At 62.3% G+C, this 16,352-nt stretch carries 19 protein-coding genes and 2 tRNA genes; 12 read left to right on the forward strand and 9 right to left on the reverse strand.

Annotated elements, in window-relative coordinates:
* Nucleotides 1-147 precede the first annotated feature (147 nt).
* The 4 genes from FJ972_RS20935 to FJ972_RS20950 all read left to right on the forward strand — a co-directional run bounded on the left by FJ972_RS20935 (nucleotide 148) and on the right by FJ972_RS20950 (nucleotide 2,952).
* Complete coding sequence (locus FJ972_RS20935; protein ID WP_140494324.1) at nucleotides 148-1,236, forward strand: HPP family protein; 1,089 nt, start codon at nucleotides 148-150, stop codon at nucleotides 1,234-1,236.
* Between the two features lie 90 nt (nucleotides 1,237-1,326).
* Nucleotides 1,327-1,995: an RNA polymerase sigma factor gene (locus FJ972_RS20940; RefSeq protein ID WP_140521609.1), complete on the forward strand. Its 669-nt coding sequence runs from the start codon at nucleotides 1,327-1,329 to the stop codon at nucleotides 1,993-1,995.
* A gap of 115 nt (nucleotides 1,996-2,110) precedes the next feature.
* Entirely contained in the window at nucleotides 2,111-2,635 is a 525-nt protein-coding gene (locus tag FJ972_RS20945; protein WP_140521607.1) for a DUF4142 domain-containing protein, read from the forward strand.
* Nucleotides 2,632-2,952, forward strand: a complete 321-nt coding sequence (locus FJ972_RS20950; protein WP_140521605.1) for a cupredoxin family copper-binding protein — start codon at nucleotides 2,632-2,634, stop codon at nucleotides 2,950-2,952. Before FJ972_RS20945 ends, FJ972_RS20950 begins: the two co-directional genes overlap by 4 nt.
* A gap of 103 nt (nucleotides 2,953-3,055) precedes the next feature.
* On the opposite strand, the gene FJ972_RS20955 is transcribed toward FJ972_RS20950, so the two are convergent.
* The 5 genes from FJ972_RS20955 to FJ972_RS20975 form a co-directional block, all read right to left on the reverse strand.
* Complete coding sequence (locus FJ972_RS20955; protein WP_140521603.1) at nucleotides 3,056-4,276, reverse strand: anion transporter; 1,221 nt, start codon at nucleotides 4,274-4,276, stop codon at nucleotides 3,056-3,058.
* Between the two features lie 153 nt (nucleotides 4,277-4,429).
* A complete protein-coding gene (locus FJ972_RS20960; RefSeq protein WP_140494334.1) occupies nucleotides 4,430-5,218 on the reverse strand; it encodes a GGDEF domain-containing protein in 789 nt (262 codons plus the stop codon).
* Between the two features lie 186 nt (nucleotides 5,219-5,404).
* On the reverse strand, nucleotides 5,405-5,629 hold the full coding sequence (locus tag FJ972_RS20965; RefSeq protein WP_140521601.1) for a hypothetical protein: 225 nt from the start codon (nucleotides 5,627-5,629) through the stop codon (nucleotides 5,405-5,407).
* 289 nt (nucleotides 5,630-5,918) lie between these two features.
* Nucleotides 5,919-5,995 (reverse strand) — tRNA-Arg (locus tag FJ972_RS20970).
* A 58-nt stretch (nucleotides 5,996-6,053) separates the two neighbouring features.
* Complete coding sequence (locus tag FJ972_RS20975) at nucleotides 6,054-6,359, reverse strand: ETC complex I subunit (RefSeq protein ID WP_140494338.1); 306 nt, start codon at nucleotides 6,357-6,359, stop codon at nucleotides 6,054-6,056.
* Between the two features lie 141 nt (nucleotides 6,360-6,500).
* Between FJ972_RS20975 and FJ972_RS20980 the strand changes: the two genes are divergently transcribed.
* A tRNA-Pro gene (locus FJ972_RS20980) sits at nucleotides 6,501-6,577 on the forward strand.
* 44 nt (nucleotides 6,578-6,621) lie between these two features.
* Here FJ972_RS20980 and FJ972_RS20985 read toward each other — a convergent pair.
* Complete coding sequence (locus tag FJ972_RS20985) at nucleotides 6,622-7,812, reverse strand: DDE-type integrase/transposase/recombinase (RefSeq protein ID WP_140525845.1); 1,191 nt, start codon at nucleotides 7,810-7,812, stop codon at nucleotides 6,622-6,624.
* A 377-nt stretch (nucleotides 7,813-8,189) separates the two neighbouring features.
* Between FJ972_RS20985 and FJ972_RS20990 the strand changes: the two genes are divergently transcribed.
* Genes FJ972_RS20990 through FJ972_RS21000 form a run of 3 tightly spaced genes read left to right on the forward strand, consistent with a single transcriptional unit; the run spans nucleotide 8,190 to nucleotide 10,882 of the window.
* Complete coding sequence (locus tag FJ972_RS20990) at nucleotides 8,190-9,059, forward strand: ABC transporter ATP-binding protein (protein WP_140520615.1); 870 nt, start codon at nucleotides 8,190-8,192, stop codon at nucleotides 9,057-9,059.
* Nucleotides 9,056-9,844, forward strand: a complete 789-nt coding sequence (locus FJ972_RS20995) for an ABC transporter permease (protein WP_140520616.1) — start codon at nucleotides 9,056-9,058, stop codon at nucleotides 9,842-9,844. Before FJ972_RS20990 ends, FJ972_RS20995 begins: the two co-directional genes overlap by 4 nt.
* A gap of 27 nt (nucleotides 9,845-9,871) precedes the next feature.
* A complete protein-coding gene (locus FJ972_RS21000) occupies nucleotides 9,872-10,882 on the forward strand; it encodes an ABC transporter substrate-binding protein (protein WP_140520617.1) in 1,011 nt (336 codons plus the stop codon).
* Between the two features lie 396 nt (nucleotides 10,883-11,278).
* Here FJ972_RS21000 and hdaA read toward each other — a convergent pair whose 3' ends face one another.
* Genes hdaA through FJ972_RS21015 form a run of 3 tightly spaced genes read right to left on the reverse strand, consistent with a single transcriptional unit; the run spans nucleotide 11,279 to nucleotide 13,734 of the window.
* The gene (gene hdaA / locus FJ972_RS21005; protein ID WP_140515482.1) at nucleotides 11,279-11,983 is read right to left on the reverse strand and encodes a DnaA regulatory inactivator HdaA; all 705 of its coding nucleotides are present in this window, start codon (nucleotides 11,981-11,983) and stop codon (nucleotides 11,279-11,281) included.
* A 34-nt stretch (nucleotides 11,984-12,017) separates the two neighbouring features.
* Nucleotides 12,018-13,205 (reverse strand): AI-2E family transporter, encoded by a 1,188-nt coding sequence (locus FJ972_RS21010; protein WP_140520618.1) that lies wholly within the window; start codon nucleotides 13,203-13,205, stop codon nucleotides 12,018-12,020.
* Nucleotides 13,177-13,734 (reverse strand): CDP-alcohol phosphatidyltransferase family protein, encoded by a 558-nt coding sequence (locus FJ972_RS21015; protein ID WP_140520950.1) that lies wholly within the window; start codon nucleotides 13,732-13,734, stop codon nucleotides 13,177-13,179. Before FJ972_RS21015 ends, FJ972_RS21010 begins: the two co-directional genes overlap by 29 nt.
* 172 nt (nucleotides 13,735-13,906) lie before the next feature.
* On the opposite strand from FJ972_RS21015, the gene purM reads away from it, so the two are divergent.
* From purM to FJ972_RS21035, 4 genes are read left to right on the forward strand one after another with little or no spacing between them, the layout of a single operon-like run.
* Nucleotides 13,907-14,983, forward strand: a complete 1,077-nt coding sequence (purM, locus tag FJ972_RS21020; RefSeq protein WP_140494348.1) for a phosphoribosylformylglycinamidine cyclo-ligase — start codon at nucleotides 13,907-13,909, stop codon at nucleotides 14,981-14,983.
* A complete protein-coding gene (gene purN / locus FJ972_RS21025; RefSeq protein ID WP_140520619.1) occupies nucleotides 14,980-15,693 on the forward strand; it encodes a phosphoribosylglycinamide formyltransferase in 714 nt (237 codons plus the stop codon). Before purM ends, purN begins: the two co-directional genes overlap by 4 nt.
* Before the next feature lie 60 nt (nucleotides 15,694-15,753).
* Nucleotides 15,754-16,008 carry a type II toxin-antitoxin system HicA family toxin gene (locus tag FJ972_RS21030; protein ID WP_140515480.1) on the forward strand — a complete coding sequence of 85 codons (255 nt, stop codon included), beginning with the start codon at nucleotides 15,754-15,756 and terminating at the stop codon, nucleotides 16,006-16,008.
* Nucleotides 16,005-16,346, forward strand: a complete 342-nt coding sequence (locus FJ972_RS21035; protein ID WP_140515479.1) for a type II toxin-antitoxin system HicB family antitoxin — start codon at nucleotides 16,005-16,007, stop codon at nucleotides 16,344-16,346. Before FJ972_RS21030 ends, FJ972_RS21035 begins: the two co-directional genes overlap by 4 nt.
* The last annotated feature ends 6 nt before the right edge of the window (nucleotides 16,347-16,352 follow it).

Raw genomic sequence — 16,352 nt, forward strand, 5'->3', positions numbered from 1 at the left:
CGCACGCGGCGCCCCGGTCCGGCCATGTCGGCAATATTATTCTCCCCATCCGCAGTTTTGCGGATTTGTTTGACTTCCAAATTGCCGGCTTCCGCTTCATTGCGGCAGCGGAAATCATTCCCCAGCCACCGCACCAAGAGCCTGCCCATGGCGTTCCGCCTCTTTGTTCCCATTCTTGCCGGCGCGACGCTGCGCGAACGCATCATCGCCTGCGTCGGTGCGATGATCGGCATTGCGCTGACTGGCGCGATCAGCGGACTCACACTGGGTAGCGGGCCACATGTGCCGCTGCTGGTGGCGCCAATGGGAGCATCGGCGGTGCTGTTGTTCGCGGTGCCCGCCAGCCCGCTGGCGCAGCCCTGGTCGATCATCGGCGGCAACACGATCTCGGCGCTTGTCGGCGTGATCGTGGTGCAATTCGTGCACCAGCCGGTGCTCGCCACCGGTATTGCGGTAGCGCTGGCGATTGCCGCAATGTCATTCACGCGCTGCCTGCATCCACCCGGGGGTGCGGCGGCATTGACCGCGGTGTTCGGCGGCCCAGCCGTGATCAGCGCCGGCTTCCTTTTTCCTTTCGTGCCGGTGGCGGTCAATTCGATGCTGCTGGTGGCGCTTGGCTACGGCTTCCACAAGCTGGCCCGGCGCAACTACCCGCACGTGCCGGCCCCGGCGCCGGTAAACAGTCACGGCACCATCGATCCGCCGGCGCAATTGCGTGTCGGTTTTCGCTCCGAGGACATCGACGCCGCGCTTGGAGCGCTCGACGAGACCTTCGACATCGATCGGGGCGATCTCGACCGGTTGCTGCGGCAGGTCGAATTGCAGGCCATGGTGCGCGAGCACGCGACGTTGCGGTGCCAAGACATCATGTCGCGCGACGTCATCTCGGTGGACGAGCACACGCCAGCCGCCGCTGCGCGCCAATTGCTGCTTGACCACAACATACGAACCTTGCCGGTGGTGGATGCCGAGGCAAGGCTGGCCGGAACCGTGGGCTTGCGGGAACTGACACTGGCGGCCGGCACGGTCGGAACCGTGATCTCGCCGGCGGCAACCGCAACTGCCGGCTCGAACGCCATGGCGCTGCTGCCAGTGCTGACCGACGGGCGCAGTCACGCCGTCATCATCGTCGACGATAAAAACCACATCCTCGGGCTGATCACGCAAACCGATCTGCTGGCCGCGACGGCGCGGATGCAAAACACCGGCACGGAGCCGGCCAAAGTGCTAGCATAGGTAGCCAGGCGATCGGCCCGGCGTGATTTTTCGGGAACCTTTTTTCGAAACCTGCATCCAATCTTTCGTGCAAGGATCGATGGAGGACACATGCCCGCGCTGACGGCAACATCAACAGCGACGGACGAGCTTCGGCTCGTGGCCCGCGCGCTCGCCCGCGACAGCGATGCCTTTCGCAAGATCATGAAGCTGAACAACCAGCGGCTCTACCGACTGGCGCGCGGCATGGTGCGCAACGACGGCGAGGCCGAGGACATCGTGCAGGAGGCCTATGTCAGGGCCTTTACCAATCTCGGCACCTATCGCGGCGATGCTTCGCTTTCCACCTGGCTGTCGCGCATCGTCATCAACGAGGCGCTCGGGCGGCTTCGCAAAGGACGGCGAACCGTGGCCATGCCTGAAAACCCGGAAGCGCAGATCATCCGGTTTCCCCTCAACCCAAGCGACGATCCGGAGCGGACGATGGCGCAGCGGCAAATCCTCGGGCTTGTCGAGCGGGCGACCGACAGCCTGCCCGACGCCTATCGCGCGGTTTTCGTGGCCCGCGTCATCGAGGGGCTGAGCATCGAGGAGACCGCCGACCTGCTCGGCGTGCGGCCCGAGACCGTCAAGACGAGACTGCACCGCGCCCGCGTTTTGCTGCGCAAGGCGCTGGACGACGAGATCGGGCCGGTGCTGCTCGACGCCTTTCCCTTCGCCGGCCGGCGCTGCGAGCGGCTGACGCAGGCCGTGATGAAACGGCTCGGATTCGACGGGTGATCTTCAAGGCCAGATCTTTCGCCGATTTGTCGGGAACGTTTCTGCGCCATCCTCATCCAATGAATGTCAACCCAGATGAAGCCCGCTGCCCAGCCTGTCGGGCGAAGGAGATGCCATGCTTATCCGACATACCACAGCGTTTGCCGCCCTCTTGCTGCTTGGCGCTGCCCCATTTGCGCAAGCTGCCGACAAGCCGACCGACCCGCAGATCGCCCACATCGCCTACACAGCCGACATGATCGACATCGAGGCGGCCAAGCAGGCAATCAAGAAATCCAAGAACAAGGAAGTCGTCGATTTCGCCAAGGACATGGAGCGCGACCACGAAGCGGTGAACAAGCAGGCGCTCGACCTGCTCAAGAAGCTCAAGGTGAAGCCGGAAGACAATGCCACCAGCCAGGCGCTGACCAAGGCGGCGAAAGAGGAACATGCCAAGCTCGCCAAGCTGAAAGGGGCTGCCTTCGACAAGGCCTATATCGAAAACGAGGTGGCCTACCACAAGCAGGTCAATGGAGCGCTCGAAACCCTGCTCATTCCGTCGGCCAGCAATGCCGAGCTGAAGAGCCTGCTCGAAACCGGCCTCAAAATCTTCCAGGGGCATGAGCAGCATGCCGAACATGTCGCCGGCATGTTGAAATGAAAGCGGCCGTGCTGATCCGACCGCTCCTTGCCTGGCTGGCGCTGGTGCTTGCCGCCGGCCCGGCGCCGGCCGCGACGATCGAGGTGACGATCGAGAAGCTCGTCTTCTCGCCCGCAAGCGTCGAGGCCAGGGTCGGCGACACGATCGAGTGGGTGAACAAGGACGCATTCGCCCACACGGCCACGGTGAAGGGCAGCTGGGAGGTGATGATGCCGCCGAAGGCGAAGGGAAAACTGACCCTCAAGACGGCGGGAGCGGTTGATTATTTCTGCCGCTTCCATCCCAACATGAAAGGCCGATTGGTAGTGGCGCCCTGAAAATCTGGGCCGGTGGCGGGACTTGGCCGCAAATACCAAGCCCCGTCACTCCGGAGCACCCGTCACTCCGGAGCAATTGAGCACGGAACAGTCGCGCTAGGGATCAGAGCGCCAGCCATGCCGTGCCAGCCGCCAGCGTCAGCAGCGTCAATGGCAGGCCGACTTTGAAGAAAGCGCCGAACGACAGCGACGTGCCGGCGGCGCGCGCCTGCTCGGCAACGATCAGATTGGCGACCGAGCCCAGGAGCGTGAAATTGCCGGCCAGCGTCGAACTCATGGCGACGACCAGCCAGGCGCGCTCGGGGTTTTCCAGGCCGGGGATGAAGGGCCGCAGCGCCAGCACGGCCGGCACGTTGCTCATTATGTTGGAGAGCAAGGCGGTGAAGCCCGACAGGCGCCAGACGTCGTCCAGCCCGAGGTTCTTGGCCGATGCGACGATGTCCGGTGTCAGCAGCGTTCTTTCGGCGCCGGCAACCACGATGAACAGGCCGGCGAACATGAACAGCAATGGCCCGTCGATTTCGCGATAGATGCGCTCTGGTTTGATGGCGCGGGTGAGCAGGAGGATGGCGCCGCCGATGAGCGCCGCCTTGGCGACAGGCACACCGGCGAAGAAGGCAACGGCCAGTCCGATGCAAACCACCACCGCTTTCAGCACCTGGCGGCGATGCATGCGGCCGCGCGAGACCTGTGGCGTCAATTCGCCGTTGCGCGCGAATTCGGTGCGGTAGACGATGCGAACAATGGCGATGACCGCGACGAGACCGAACAGGGCAACCGGAGCCAGAGCCGCTGAAAAGGCCGGATAGGAGATGCCCGACAGCGCACCGATGACCATGTTTTGCGGATTGCCGGTGATGGTGGCGACACTGCCGCAATTTGACGCGGTGGCGGTCGCGATGAGGTAAGGAACCGGATTGCGTTTGATGGCGCGGGTGACGTGAACGACGATCGGCGCCATGACAAGACAGATGGCGTCATTGACCAGGAAGGCCGACAGCAGGCCGGTCAGCAGGGTCACCATAACCAAAAGCATGAACGGCGCATGCGCATGCTCGATCGCGATGGCACCGAGGCCGCGAAAGGCGCCCGAGACCTTCAGATGCGCCACTACGATCATCATGCCGAGCAAAAGCGTGATGGTGTCGAAATTGATGGCGCGGTAGGCATCCTCCAGGCTGATCGCCCCGATGGCTATCATCGCGGCCCCGCCGAGCAGTGCGATCCCCGCCCGATCGAGGCGCAGGCCTGGTATGCGGCCGACGGCGACGCCGGCATAGGTCAGGATCAGGATCAGCAGTGCCGCCGCGCCCATCAATGTCATGCGAAGAAGGCCCTGCCCGATGCATTCAGCCCCGGCCGGAGCTGTGGCCACCACCTTTAGCGGGCGGCGCGCAAAGCGAAAATACCTTCTGCGTGATGGCTGCAGAAATCCCCAGCGACGCGCCCCCGGCGCCGGTGGCTGGCCGGATCCGCCTCAATGAACCGTGATTGTCGCGGCTGGCGGCGTTTGCTGGGAAACCATCGGATCGAAACTGACCTGGTCGCGTCCATTTGACTTGGCGGCATAGAGCCGCCTGTCGGCTGCCGAGAATATCTCCTCATAGGTGGTCGGCCCGTTAAAGGCGGTACCGCCAATGCTCACGGAAAGCGGACAGGACCGGCCGCCCGGCGAAAATTCCACCTCGCGAATTCGCCGGCGGATGCTTTCGGCAACCAGCCAGGATTGCGAGGGATCGACGCCGGGAAGAAACACGCCGAATTCCTCGCCGCCGATGCGGCCGACGATGTCGGTGCCGCGGAGCTGATCCTTGATCGTCTGCGCGATCAGTTTGAGCGCCTGGTCGCCGCAGTCATGCCCAAGCCGGTCATTGATCGATTTGAAGTGATCGGCGTCGATGATCAGCAGTGCACCGGAATTGGCCGACGCCTGTTTGCGGACCTGTTCGAGATAGGCTTCGACCAGCATGGAGAAAGCGCCGCGGTTGAGCACCGCCGTCAGGCTGTCGGTGGCGGCAACGACGGTGAGATCGCGCTGGGCAATGGCCAACTGGCGTATCTTCCACATCAGGAAGAAGAGAAACGATCCACCCAGCACCAGGGGCAACAGAATGTCGGTCAGCTGAGCCCGCCACACAGCTTCGGGCGAAAGATACGGGAAATTGAACGAATCGACGAAAAACGCCACGCCAATGAAGAACGCCGTGCCGGCGGCGGTGACGGCGATCACCCTGCCCCAACTCGTCGGCGACAGGTCGAGCTTCATCTCTTCAACTCCGTTAGCCGCGTCTACTATGACGCGCCAACGCAAACAAAACGATAAGACTTTCCCTCCAATTCGACGGCAGAGGTCGCAGGGTCACGGCCGCCGGACCGGCGGCCGCCTCCGGCCTGCGTCTCGAAGATTTGTCCGGATGATCGATCCGGACCTACGACAGGAGGGGTCCTGCCGTCAGCCGTTGGGCGCCGATTCGCCCAGCGTATCTGCAACAAAGGATGCCGCGATCAGATCGTCGGCATCCAGGCCTAGAGAGCCTTCGCCCGCTCCCATGATGGCGGCAACCTTGTGGAAGGTCTTCAGCTCATGGTCGGAAATCCGGGCGGTTTGCATCTTGGCTTTGAGCTCGGCGATACGTCGCCCCAAGGCGGGCGACGTTCCAATTTCACGTTTCGACATGACGCGGTTTTCTCCTTCCCCAACCCATGCTTGTTTTGCCCGCCATTCGCAGCCCGAATGCTTACTTTTATGAGGGACCGCGAATACAAGGCCCCGAACGCGTGATCCTTGCGAAGGTTCCCGCGCGACAAGGTCACGAAATAATACGGAAAGGGCGCCACGGCGGCGGCGTGCCGCCGTCGTGCCGGCAAGCGCATTCGGGAAGACAAAAAGGGATGAAAAGTTCCGACCGGATTCCTGCCCGCGTTGAAATTCCTCACGTCCGGAGCAGCTAAGCCCTTGAAATTATTGGCGATCCCGACAGGATTCGAACCTGTGACCATCGGCTTAGAAGGCCGGTGCTCTATCCAGCTGAGCTACGGGACCGCTGGCCGGCTCGGAGCCGGTAAGATGTCTGCGCTGGCGCCCGCCCGGGCTTTGCCGGTCAATGCGTCCAGGGCGTCCTGCGGTCATAGCGGAAATTTTCCGCATAGGAAATCTGGCGGCGCTTGGGCTCTTTCGGCTCCTCGACGCGGTAGGCGAGCCCTTCCTTCTCGGCATAGGCCACGGCCTCTTCACGCGTATCGAAGGTCAGCTTGATCTGGCTCCTCATGTCGCCGGAAGTGGTGTAGCCCATCAGCGGGTCGATTTTCTTCCGCATCTCGGGATCGAATTCCAGCACCCAATGGCCGGTCTTGGCCGTGCCGGACTGCATCGCGGTTTTGGCTGGACTGAAAATGCGCGCGGACATGACCACCTCATTGCTGTGCAAGGCAGCATGGCCGCCTCTTCGCCCGTCATTACTGCGCAATGCCGACGGCGGCAAGGTTTTTGCACCTGCAGGTTTTTGCACTTGCCATGGAACACTGAAATGAATAGGCAACAGACCGTTCGGAGTGTAGCGCAGCCTGGTAGCGCATCTGGTTTGGGACCAGAGGGTCGGGAGTTCGAATCTCTCCACTCCGACCACCTTTCACCGTGTACGGCCCGGAGACATAGGTAACAGAATGTACCTAAGACATGGGTGACAACCTCGTGCCGAACGGGTTGTCGATGGTCTGCAAGGTCCTCTGTTCCAAGTCGATATACCCCAGATCATAGTGCATGAAGGAGACGAGCCAAATGCCGTCGTCGACTTCGCTGATGCCGAGCCTTTGGCCGGCGAGCACGGTGGAGATGTTTATCTTCTTCCTGTGCATGCAGATGCGGCCGCAGGCGGTGACGAGGATGTCCTTGTCATGGAAGGGATATTCCAGCTCGGGTAGACCTTGATAGGCTCTTGAAGAGCCTCTGTAGAGCTCGGCTGGCACCTTCATGCCGATGGCCTCGTGGGGCCTCTCGTCATTGAATTCGCTCATGAAAGCATCGAACCTGGCCTGCTGCTGGAGGGTGTTCATGCCCGGCGGCCGGGTCGTTTCGGCCTTGAGCGTGCGGTGCATGCGCTCATGGCGAGCGTTCTCGTGCGGGTTGCCAGGCCGGATGCGCTCGATGGCGATGCCGAGCCTCAGCCAGAACACCGACAGCCTCGATAGATTGTAGAGGCCGTTGGGGCTTGCGAAGGGAAGGCCATTGTCGCTTCTAATCGCTTCCGGCAGGCCACGTTCCTTGAACAGCCGGACGAAAGCCTCGATGACTGGAACCTCCTTTGTCGCTTCAAGGGCTTCGCAGGCCAGCAGATAGCGTGAAGCCTGGTCGGTGACGGTCAGGGGGTAACAGTAGCGGCCGTTGCCGAGCTTGAACTCGCCCTTGAAATCGGCGCACCAGAGATCGTTGGGCCGCATCGCCTGTGACAGTTGCGTGCCCGCGGCCTTGTTCGCCCGGTTCCTCTTGCGGGCCTGGCTCACAAGGCCGTGGCGGTCGAGCACGGCATGAACCGTGCTCTTGGCCGGAATGCGCACGTCGCCGGCCAGTTTCCTGATCAGCAACTCCCTGATCTTCCTGGCGCCCCAGTGCGGCTTCTCTTGCTTGTTTTCGACAATCATCCGCTCGATCTGGACCGGCAGTTGGTTGGCATAGCGCACCGGCCGCCGAGAGCGGTCCGTCAGTGCCTCAAGGCCCTCATCCTTGTAGCGATTGAAGATCTTGTAGCCCGTCTTGCGCGAGATGCCGAACTCCCGGCACACATCGCTCATGCCTTCCCCGTCCAGAAGACGGGCCACGAAGCGTAGACGTTCCTCCATCACCGAACACTCTCTCCACGGCATCAACACCTCCGGCCAAAAGCCAAAAGTGTTACCCATGTGTCCGGTACAAAACGTCACCTATGTCTCGGGTCGCTCACCGAAAAGGCAATCGAGAGCCGCTGGCGCCTGCGAATGGCAATGTGTCGGGTGCAGAATGGGGCTGTCGGCAATCTCCGCGCGCGCCCAGTGGTCTTTGCTGCTGCATGTCACGGTCGCAACAAAAAGCCGCGGACGGCAAAGTTGCCTGCTCCACCGCATCGACTATTGTGAGCCGGAACACGACACGGTGCGGGGCAACAGATGCCCATCGGACATCGACGGTCTCCGCTAAAGCCTCACGGAGGAACCATGAGCGACAGTTGGACACCCACCCGTCTCGGCGCAGGGCGGCATTCAGCATGACGACGGAAACCGCCACGGGCGGCACGGAGACAAAATTCAGACAGCCGCCAGCCGGAACCGGGATCGCGGTCGATCTCGATGGAGTGACCATAGATTTCGCATTGGCGGCCGGGCGTAGCTTCCAGGCGGTCGCCCGCGCCGATCTGAAAGTCGGCGACCAGGAATTCGTGGCGATCATTGGGCCGACGGGCTGCGGCAAGTCAACGCTGCTGAATGCCGGCGCAGGGCTTCTCGAGCCTTCGGCAGGCAGCGTCCGTGTGTTCGGCGCCCCGCTTCGCGGTCTCAACAGACAGGCTGGCTACCTCTTCCAGCAGGATGCATTGATGCCCTGGAAGACCGCTCTGGACAATGTGGCCATCGGGCTGGAGGTGGCAGGCGTGCCCTCTTCCGAAGCAAAGGAACGCGCGCGAGCATGGCTCGGACGCGTCGGCCTGGCTGCTTTCTGCGAGCGCTACCCTCACATGCTTTCAGGCGGCCAGAAAAAGCGCGTTGCTCTTGCGCAGGTCCTGATCCGCGATCCCAAGATCCTCCTCATGGACGAACCCTTCGGACCGCTCGACGCACAGACGCGGCTGATCATGGGCGGCCTTTTGCTCAAGCTGTGGTCGGACGACCGCAAGGCGGTGATGTTCGTCACCCACGACCTCGAGGAAGCGATCGCGCTGGCTGATCGCGTGGTGGTGATGTCAGCCGGTCCCTCGGCACGCATCATCGGCGACTTTCCAATCCCGCTGGCGCGTCCACGCGATATTTCGGAAATCAGGCTGGAACCGCGCTTCCAGGAATTGCATCGCGACATCTGGCACATGCTGAAGAAGGAAGTGCTCAAGGCTTACGGCGAGATTGAAGAAGGAGCGATCCGATGAAAAGGACGACGCTGCTTTTCGCACAGCTAACCGTGGCCGTCATCGTCATCGCGCTCTGGCAGGCAGCGTCGACGACGCACCTGATCGGCGATCCGAACAATATTTCCTTCTTCTTCTCGACCCCATTGGCGGTGGCAGGCCAGATATGGAAGTGGTTTGCCACCGGGACGATCTGGCATCATCTGTGGATCACGCTGTGGGAGTCCATGCTGGCCTTCGCCATCGGCTCGCTGGCAGCGATCGCGATCGGCTTCTGGTTTGCCCGCAAGCCGAGACTTGCGGCCGTCTTCGATCCCTATGTAAAGGCGGCCAATGCGCTTCCCCGCGTCGTGCTGGCGCCGATCTTCACGCTTTGGTTTGGCCTCGGCATCTGGTCCAAGGTTGCCTTGGGCGTGACGCTGGTTTTCTTCATCGTCTTCTTCAATGTCTACCAGGGCGTGAGGGAGGTGAACACGACGGTGCTGGCCAATGCCCGAATGCTCGGCATGAACGAACGGCAATTGCTGCGCCACGTCTATATGCCATCGGCGTTGTCCTGGGTGTTTTCATCGCTCCATATCTCCGTCGGATTTGCCGTGGTCGGCGCCGTGGTCGGCGAATATCTCGGTGCGGCGGGCGGACTAGGCTATCTGATACAGCAGGCCGAGGGCGTTTTCGACGTAGCGGGCGTCTTTGCCGGAATGTTCGTCCTCGCCGCTTTTGTGCTCTTGATCGACTGGATCGTCACGCTGGTCGAAAAGCGGCTGCTTGTCTGGCGGCCTGAATTCTCGAAACCAGGCCGATAGGGCCCAATCCAGCTCAAGGAGGAGATCATGAGGATCATTTCGAAACTGGCGGCCGCCGCCGTCGTATTGCTCGCGGTGGCCACAGACGCGGGGGCTGCCGAAAAGGTCACCATTTCGATCGGCGGAGCATCATGCCTCTGCTACATGCCGACCGTGCTCGCCAAACAGATCGGCGCTTACGAAAAAGCCGGTATCGATGCAGACCTCGTCGATTTCAAGGGCGGTTCTCAATCGCTGACCGCAGTATTGGGTGGCAGCGCGGATGTGGTGTCCGGCTATTTCGATCACACGGTGAAATTGGCCGCCAAGAACCAGCGCCTGCAATCCTTCGTCGTTTACGACCAGTTCCCGGGACTGGTGCTGGCGGTGGCGCCGGGCCAGACCGGCAAGATCAAGTCAGTGAAGGACCTTGCTGGCAAAAAGGTCGGCGTGACCGCTCCCGGTTCCTCGACCGACTTCTTCCTGAAGTTCCTTCTGCAGAAGAACGGCATCGACCCGACATCCGCCGCCGTGATCGGCGTTGGGCTGGGCGCTACCGCCGTCGCCGCCATGGAGCAAGGGCAGATCGACGCCGTGGTGACGCTCGATCCGGCCGTCACCGTGCTTCAGGCCAGGCATAAGGACCTGACCATCCTGGCGGACACGCGCACCCAGAAGGATACCGAGGCGGTATTCGGAGGCGACTATCCCGGCGGAGCGCTTTACACCCGGCCGGAATGGATGGCCGCGCATCCCCAAGCAACGCAGGGATTGACCAATGCCATGCTTGCCACGCTGGATTACATTCACTCCCACAGCGCCGAAGAGATCATGGCCCAGATCCCCGACAATCTGATCGGCAGCGACAAGGACGCCTATCTGGCCGCGTTGAAAAATGCGATCCCCATGTATTCGACCACCGGGCTCATGGATCCAAAAGGCGCGCAGGCCGTGCTCGACGTTTTCTCTCTCGGTTCGCCCGATGTGGCCAACGCCAAGATCGACATCACGCAGACGTACACGAACGACTATGTGAACAAGGCGAAGAAGGCCAACTGACGAGATCAACGCCAAGCAGCGGGCATATGGCTCGTTCGCCTTAGCCACGGAGTTCACCGAGCGCCGGCATTTCAGCGACTCGGTGGCCTCGTCGCCGTTTTGGGTAACCGCCAATTGGCGAATACCCGTTCTTCTCTCACGCAGCTTGGCATTTGCGCAAGCAAGCCGAACGCGCGGCAATAGTGAGGGTGACTGAAGTCACATGAAGGCAAGCTCGCCGGGCGAGAACCCCAACCGCCCCACTCCCGGCGAGCCTACAACCTGATTTGGAACGCAATCAGGACCGGGGTCAGCCGGCAAGCTTGTATCGCAAGATCGGTGCCAGCTTTTGTTTCCCGAAATGGGACGGCTAAAGGGACATGGAACCACCGTTTGCTGGCCGGCGACCATCGCGCGCTAGACCTCGAACTCGCCCTGCCCCTCGTCCATGGCGCTGACGGTTTCAGCCGCCAGCGCCCGGGTGATCGGCGTCTTGCGTTCGAGCGCGGCGCGGTCCAGCCGCTCCACCACGCGCATGGCCGTCGCCAGGGAGCGCTCGATGCGGCGCACCAGATATTGCACGACATGCGGCTCGACCTCGACCTGGCGGTCGGCGAACAGCTTGGTGATGACACCTGCCAGCAGGAGATCGTCGGGTTCGTGGATCTCGACGGTTGCCGCAGCCTTCAGCCGCGACGCCAGATCCGGCAGCGTGACGCCCCAGGCCGAGGGAAAGCGGCGCGCTGTCAAAAGCAAGTGCGAGCCGCTGCCGCGCACCGCATTGATCAGATGAAACAGCCCCTGCTGGTCGACTGTGCCGGTATCGACGTCGTCGATCAGCGCCGGCCGGGCACCGAGATTTACAATGCTGTCGCCAACGCGGTGCGCGTCGACCTGAACGGCATCCGCCCGTGCCCGCCAGATCGAGGCCAGATGGGTCTTGCCGGAACCGGCCGGACCGGCGAGCACGACCACTGGCGAGGGCCAGTCCGGCCAGCGGTCGACCAGCGCCACTGCCTGGTTGTTGGTGCCGGAGACGACGAGTTCGTCTCGCGAATAGCCGGTGCCATGGCCGAGATCGAGCGGCAGCTGGCGCGGCGGGTCGGCCCTCTGGTCGCTCATGCCAGGCTCAGCCGCGCGACCCGGCCAGGCCGGATCATGGATTGATGCCTTTGCGACGATCGGCCGGCAATGGCGGCACGGCCTTGCCGTGACCCTTGTAGAGCGGCGATTCCAGATAACGCGCAATGGCAAAGCGCACCAGGACCGCGACCGCGGCCGATGCAGGCACCGCAATCAGCAGACCGACGAAGCCAAACAGCGCGCCGAAGGCAAACAGCGCGAACATCAGCCACACCGGATGCAAGCCGACGCTTTTGCCGACCAGCCGCGGCTGCAAGATATTGCCCTCGATGAACTGGCCGATGAAGAACACCACCGCGACCGCTACGACCATGGTCCAGTCCGGCCAGAACTGGACGAAGGCAACGCCGACGGCCAGCACCAGCCCGGTCAGCGAGCCGACATAGGGGATGAAGGAGATCAGCCCGGCGAACAGGCCGATGAGGATGCCGAAATTGAGACCGGTTAGCGTCAGGCCAGTGGCATACATGGCGCCCAGCACCAGGCACAGCGTGCCCTGCCCGCGCACGAAGCCGGCCGTTGCCGTGTTGATGTCCCTGGCGATGGCGCGCACCGTGGCGACATTGTCCCGCGGCACCCAGCTGTCGATCACCGCCACCATGCGGTCCCAGTCGAGCAGCATGTAGAAGGCGACCACCGGCGTCACCACGAACAGGCTGATCACCGAGACCAGCGCCACGCCCGAACTCCATATCGAGGTGAACACGGTCGTCAGCAGACCGAAGCCGGATGTCAGCAGTGAGTTCAATCCGTCGCGCAGGCCATTTGCGTTGACGCCGAATTTCTGTTCCAGCCATTTCGGATCGAACGAGGTGATCAGGCTCTGCAGCCGCGTCAGGTACTCAGGCAACTTGCCGGCAAAATCGGCCATCTGCGTCGCCAGCACCGGGATGAGGATGACAAAGGCCAGCACCAGCACGACAAGGAAGGTGATGAGGATGACCACCGTTGCCATGAAACGGCTGAGGCCGAGCCGCTGCAGCCGGTCGGCCACGGGATCGAGGAAATAGGCGAGCACCATGCCGGCCACGAAGGGCAAGAGGATGGCGCTGAAAACATAGAGGAAAAGCGCAAGCGTGGCGACACCGGCAAGCCAAAAGAAGATCTGCCGGCGGAATCCGGCGGATGGATCATCACCGGCTGCCGCCGGCGCGCTCGCCGCAGCTTCTTTGTCAGGTGCCCGGGGTGGAGCTTTCGCCATAGCCGCTCATATGCCTCAGCCAAGCCACGAGATAGGCTGCGGCCGAAGCCACGGTCAAGACCCCGGACAGCATTATGAGGGCTGGCCGAAGTGGATCGAGATGGATCGAAAAAGCAAGCTCACCCAGCACCAGCGCCGCCAGTACAATCTGGATGGCGGTGTTGACCTTGGAGACGAGGAGCGGCTTCATCTCGACGGGGTGGGCCATCACGGTGGACAACAGCACCGCGCAAATGATCAGCGCGTCGCGCGACACCATGGTGACGACCAGCCACAGCGGCAATTGCCCGATGAAGCCCAGCACGACGAACACGGAAACCAGAAGCAGCTTGTCGGCCACCGGATCGAGATAGGCGCCGAGCTTGGAATGCTGGTTGAACCGGCGGGCGATGAAGCCGTCGACGCCGTCCGAGATGCCGGCAACGAGGAACCCGGCAAAGGCCCAATCCCAGCGCGCCTGCAGCATGGCCAGCACCACGGCAGGCACCAGGACAAGGCGCATGATTGTGATCAGGTTGGGGATGGTCAAGCGCATGTCCCGTCGCTTCTGTCTGAACGATAGATGATGGAGATGGGGGATGGGCGCAAGAGAGAAGCTGCCGAACCTCCCCTGGTGGGGAGCGGCAGTTTCAGCGCCGTTTTCCTTGCGGACCGAAACCGTTCATGCGAAGAGCCGCAAAGGAAACAGCGACAAGCCAGATATGAAGCGCGATACAGTCAAGCGTAAGAACGGGCTCACCTATGCCGAGGCTGGCGTCGACATCGATGCCGGCAATCTCATGGTCGAGAAGATCAAACCGCTGGTCAAGGCGACGCGCCGGCCGGGCGCCGATGGCGAGATCGGCGGTTTCGGCGGCCTGTTCGATCTCAAGGCCGCCGGCTTTACCGACCCGGTGCTGGTCGCCGCAAATGACGGCGTCGGCACCAAGCTGAAGATCGCCATCGACGCCGGCAAGCACGACACGATCGGCATCGACCTCGTCGCCATGTGCGTCAACGACATCGTCGTGCAGGGTGCCGAACCGCTGTTCTTCCTCGACTATTTCGCCACCGGCAAGCTCGATCCGGACCAGGGTGCGGCGATTGTCGGCGGCATCGCCGCGGGCTGCCGGCAGGCCGGCTGCGCGCTGATCGGCGGCGAGACGGCCGAAATGCCCGGCATGTATCACGGCAAGGACTATGACCTTGCCGGTTTTGCCGTGGGCGCGGCCGAGCGCGGCCAGCTTCTGCCCACCGACGACATCGTCGAGGGCGACGTGCTGCTGGGGCTGGGTTCGTCGGGCCTGCATTCGAACGGCTTTTCGCTGGTGCGCCGCATCGTTGCGACCAGCGGCCTGGCATGGACCGATCCGGCTCCCTTCAATGACGAGGCCACATTGGCCGAGGCGCTGCTCGAGCCGACCCGGATCTATGTGAAATCGATCCTGAAGGCGATCCGCAACACGCACGGCATCAAGGCGCTGGCCCATATCACCGGCGGCGGCTTCCCCGAAAACATTCCGCGCGTTCTGCCGAAGGAGTTCTCGGCCGAGCTCGATCTCGACGCCATCGACGTGCCGCCTGTGTTCTCATGGCTGGCCAAAACCGGCGGTGTGGCGCCCGAAGAGATGATGCGCACCTTCAACTGCGGCATCGGCATGATCCTGGCGGTGGCGTCCGGCCAGGCGGCGCAGGTCGCTGCCGTCTTGCAGGAAGCCGGCGAGACGGTGACGCCGATCGGCCGGATCGTGCCGCGCCGCGACGCCGGCGTCATCTATCGGGGTTCGATCGGTCTATGAGTGCGCAGAAGAAACGCACTGTCGTTCTGATCTCGGGGCGCGGTTCCAACATGACGGCGCTGATCGCCGCCGCCAGCGACCCGGCTTTCCCGGCCGAAATCGTCGGCGTCATCTCCGACAAGGCGGATGCCGCCGGGCTCGGCATGGCGAGGGCGCGCGGCATCGCCACCCAGGTGATTTCCCGGGCCGACCATGCCAGCAAGCAGGCGCACGACGCCGCGATCGATGCGGCGCTCACGGCCTTCAATGCCGAGATCGTGGCACTGGCCGGCTACATGCGCATTTTGACCACCGGCCTCGTCCAGAAATGGCAGGGTCGTATGATCAACATCCACCCCGCTCTGTTGCCGGCCTTCAAGGGGCTCGACACGCATGCGCGCGCGCTGGCGGCGGGCATGCGCATCCATGGCTGCACCGTGCATTTCGTCACGTCCGAGATGGATGACGGTCCGATCATCGCACAGGCGGCGGTGCCGGTAATGGTCGGCGACAATGCCGACACACTTGCCGCACGAGTGCTGAAGGTGGAACACCAGCTCTATCCGCTGGCGCTGGGGCTGGTCGCCGAGGGCAAGGCCCGGATGGAAAAGGGCCGCACCGTGTTTGCCCGCTTCGCCGACGATGCCGACAATGCAACCTCGATGATCATTGCACCGAGCCCGCTGCGCGAGGAAATCGATTTCGAGCAATTGGCGCGGATCACGCCGTAGGCATTTTTGCAGTCATAATTTGATTGCAAATTTTGGCGCACTCGCCTATCTGATGCTTGCATGAACAGCAAGCATAGGCGCGTGCTCAAGGCGATATTCACCGATCCAGTTTCGGGCAGTATCGAATGGATTGCCGTCGAAACCTTGCTGGTCGCCGTTGGTTGCCAGGTGATCGAAGGAAGCGGCTCACGCGTGCGTTTTGTCTTTAAGAGCGAAGTCGAGACGTTCCACCGGCCGCACCCTTCAAAGGAAGCAAAGCGATATCAAGTACGGGATGCTCGCCAATTCTTGTTGAGGATCGGAGTGAAGCCATGAATGCGATGACCTACAAGGGCTATTCGGCCCGTGTTGATTATGATGACGATGACGAGATTTTCTTCGGCCGTATTGCCGGTATTCGAGACGGCGTATCCTTCCATTCAGAAACTGTCGCGGGGCTAAAAGCCGCCTTCCATGAAGCCGTGGACGACTATGTCGAAACTTGCGCGAAAATCGGTAAGTCGCCGCAAAGACCTTATTCCGGCAATCTCATGTTGCGCGTTGACCCCTCGGTTCATTCAAAAGTCGCAATGGCAGCGGAAGTCGCAGGCAAGAGCCTGAACCAGTGGGGAGAAGAAGTCTTGCGCGAGGCGGCCGAAAAGCAAATTGCCTGAACCAGC

It is taken from the genome of Mesorhizobium sp. B2-1-1 (assembly GCF_006442975.2).
GTDB lineage: Bacteria > Pseudomonadota > Alphaproteobacteria > Rhizobiales > Rhizobiaceae > Mesorhizobium.

Bases quoted from the DNA above. Each gene is read 5' to 3' on its own strand.
- FJ972_RS21000 (WP_140520617.1), top strand. From the start codon at position 9,872: ATGAGGATCATTTCGAAACTGGCGGCCGCCGCCGTCGTATTGCTCGCG.
- hdaA (WP_140515482.1), bottom strand. From the start codon at position 11,983: ATGAGCGACCAGAGGGCCGACCCGCCGCGCCAGCTGCCGCTCGATCTC.
- FJ972_RS21035 (WP_140515479.1), top strand. From the start codon at position 16,005: ATGAATGCGATGACCTACAAGGGCTATTCGGCCCGTGTTGATTATGAT.
- FJ972_RS20935 (WP_140494324.1), top strand. From the start codon at position 148: ATGGCGTTCCGCCTCTTTGTTCCCATTCTTGCCGGCGCGACGCTGCGC.
- FJ972_RS20990 (WP_140520615.1), top strand. From the start codon at position 8,190: ATGACGACGGAAACCGCCACGGGCGGCACGGAGACAAAATTCAGACAG.
- FJ972_RS20975 (WP_140494338.1), bottom strand. From the start codon at position 6,359: ATGTCCGCGCGCATTTTCAGTCCAGCCAAAACCGCGATGCAGTCCGGC.
- purM (WP_140494348.1), top strand. From the start codon at position 13,907: ATGAAGCGCGATACAGTCAAGCGTAAGAACGGGCTCACCTATGCCGAG.
- FJ972_RS21030 (WP_140515480.1), top strand. From the start codon at position 15,754: ATGAACAGCAAGCATAGGCGCGTGCTCAAGGCGATATTCACCGATCCA.
- FJ972_RS20985 (WP_140525845.1), bottom strand. From the start codon at position 7,812: ATGCCGTGGAGAGAGTGTTCGGTGATGGAGGAACGTCTACGCTTCGTG.
- FJ972_RS20950 (WP_140521605.1), top strand. From the start codon at position 2,632: ATGAAAGCGGCCGTGCTGATCCGACCGCTCCTTGCCTGGCTGGCGCTG.
- FJ972_RS20955 (WP_140521603.1), bottom strand. From the start codon at position 4,276: ATGACATTGATGGGCGCGGCGGCACTGCTGATCCTGATCCTGACCTAT.
- purN (WP_140520619.1), top strand. From the start codon at position 14,980: ATGAGTGCGCAGAAGAAACGCACTGTCGTTCTGATCTCGGGGCGCGGT.
- FJ972_RS20940 (WP_140521609.1), top strand. From the start codon at position 1,327: ATGCCCGCGCTGACGGCAACATCAACAGCGACGGACGAGCTTCGGCTC.
- FJ972_RS20965 (WP_140521601.1), bottom strand. From the start codon at position 5,629: ATGTCGAAACGTGAAATTGGAACGTCGCCCGCCTTGGGGCGACGTATC.
- FJ972_RS21010 (WP_140520618.1), bottom strand. From the start codon at position 13,205: ATGGCGAAAGCTCCACCCCGGGCACCTGACAAAGAAGCTGCGGCGAGC.
- FJ972_RS20960 (WP_140494334.1), bottom strand. From the start codon at position 5,218: ATGAAGCTCGACCTGTCGCCGACGAGTTGGGGCAGGGTGATCGCCGTC.
- FJ972_RS20945 (WP_140521607.1), top strand. From the start codon at position 2,111: ATGCTTATCCGACATACCACAGCGTTTGCCGCCCTCTTGCTGCTTGGC.
- FJ972_RS20995 (WP_140520616.1), top strand. From the start codon at position 9,056: ATGAAAAGGACGACGCTGCTTTTCGCACAGCTAACCGTGGCCGTCATC.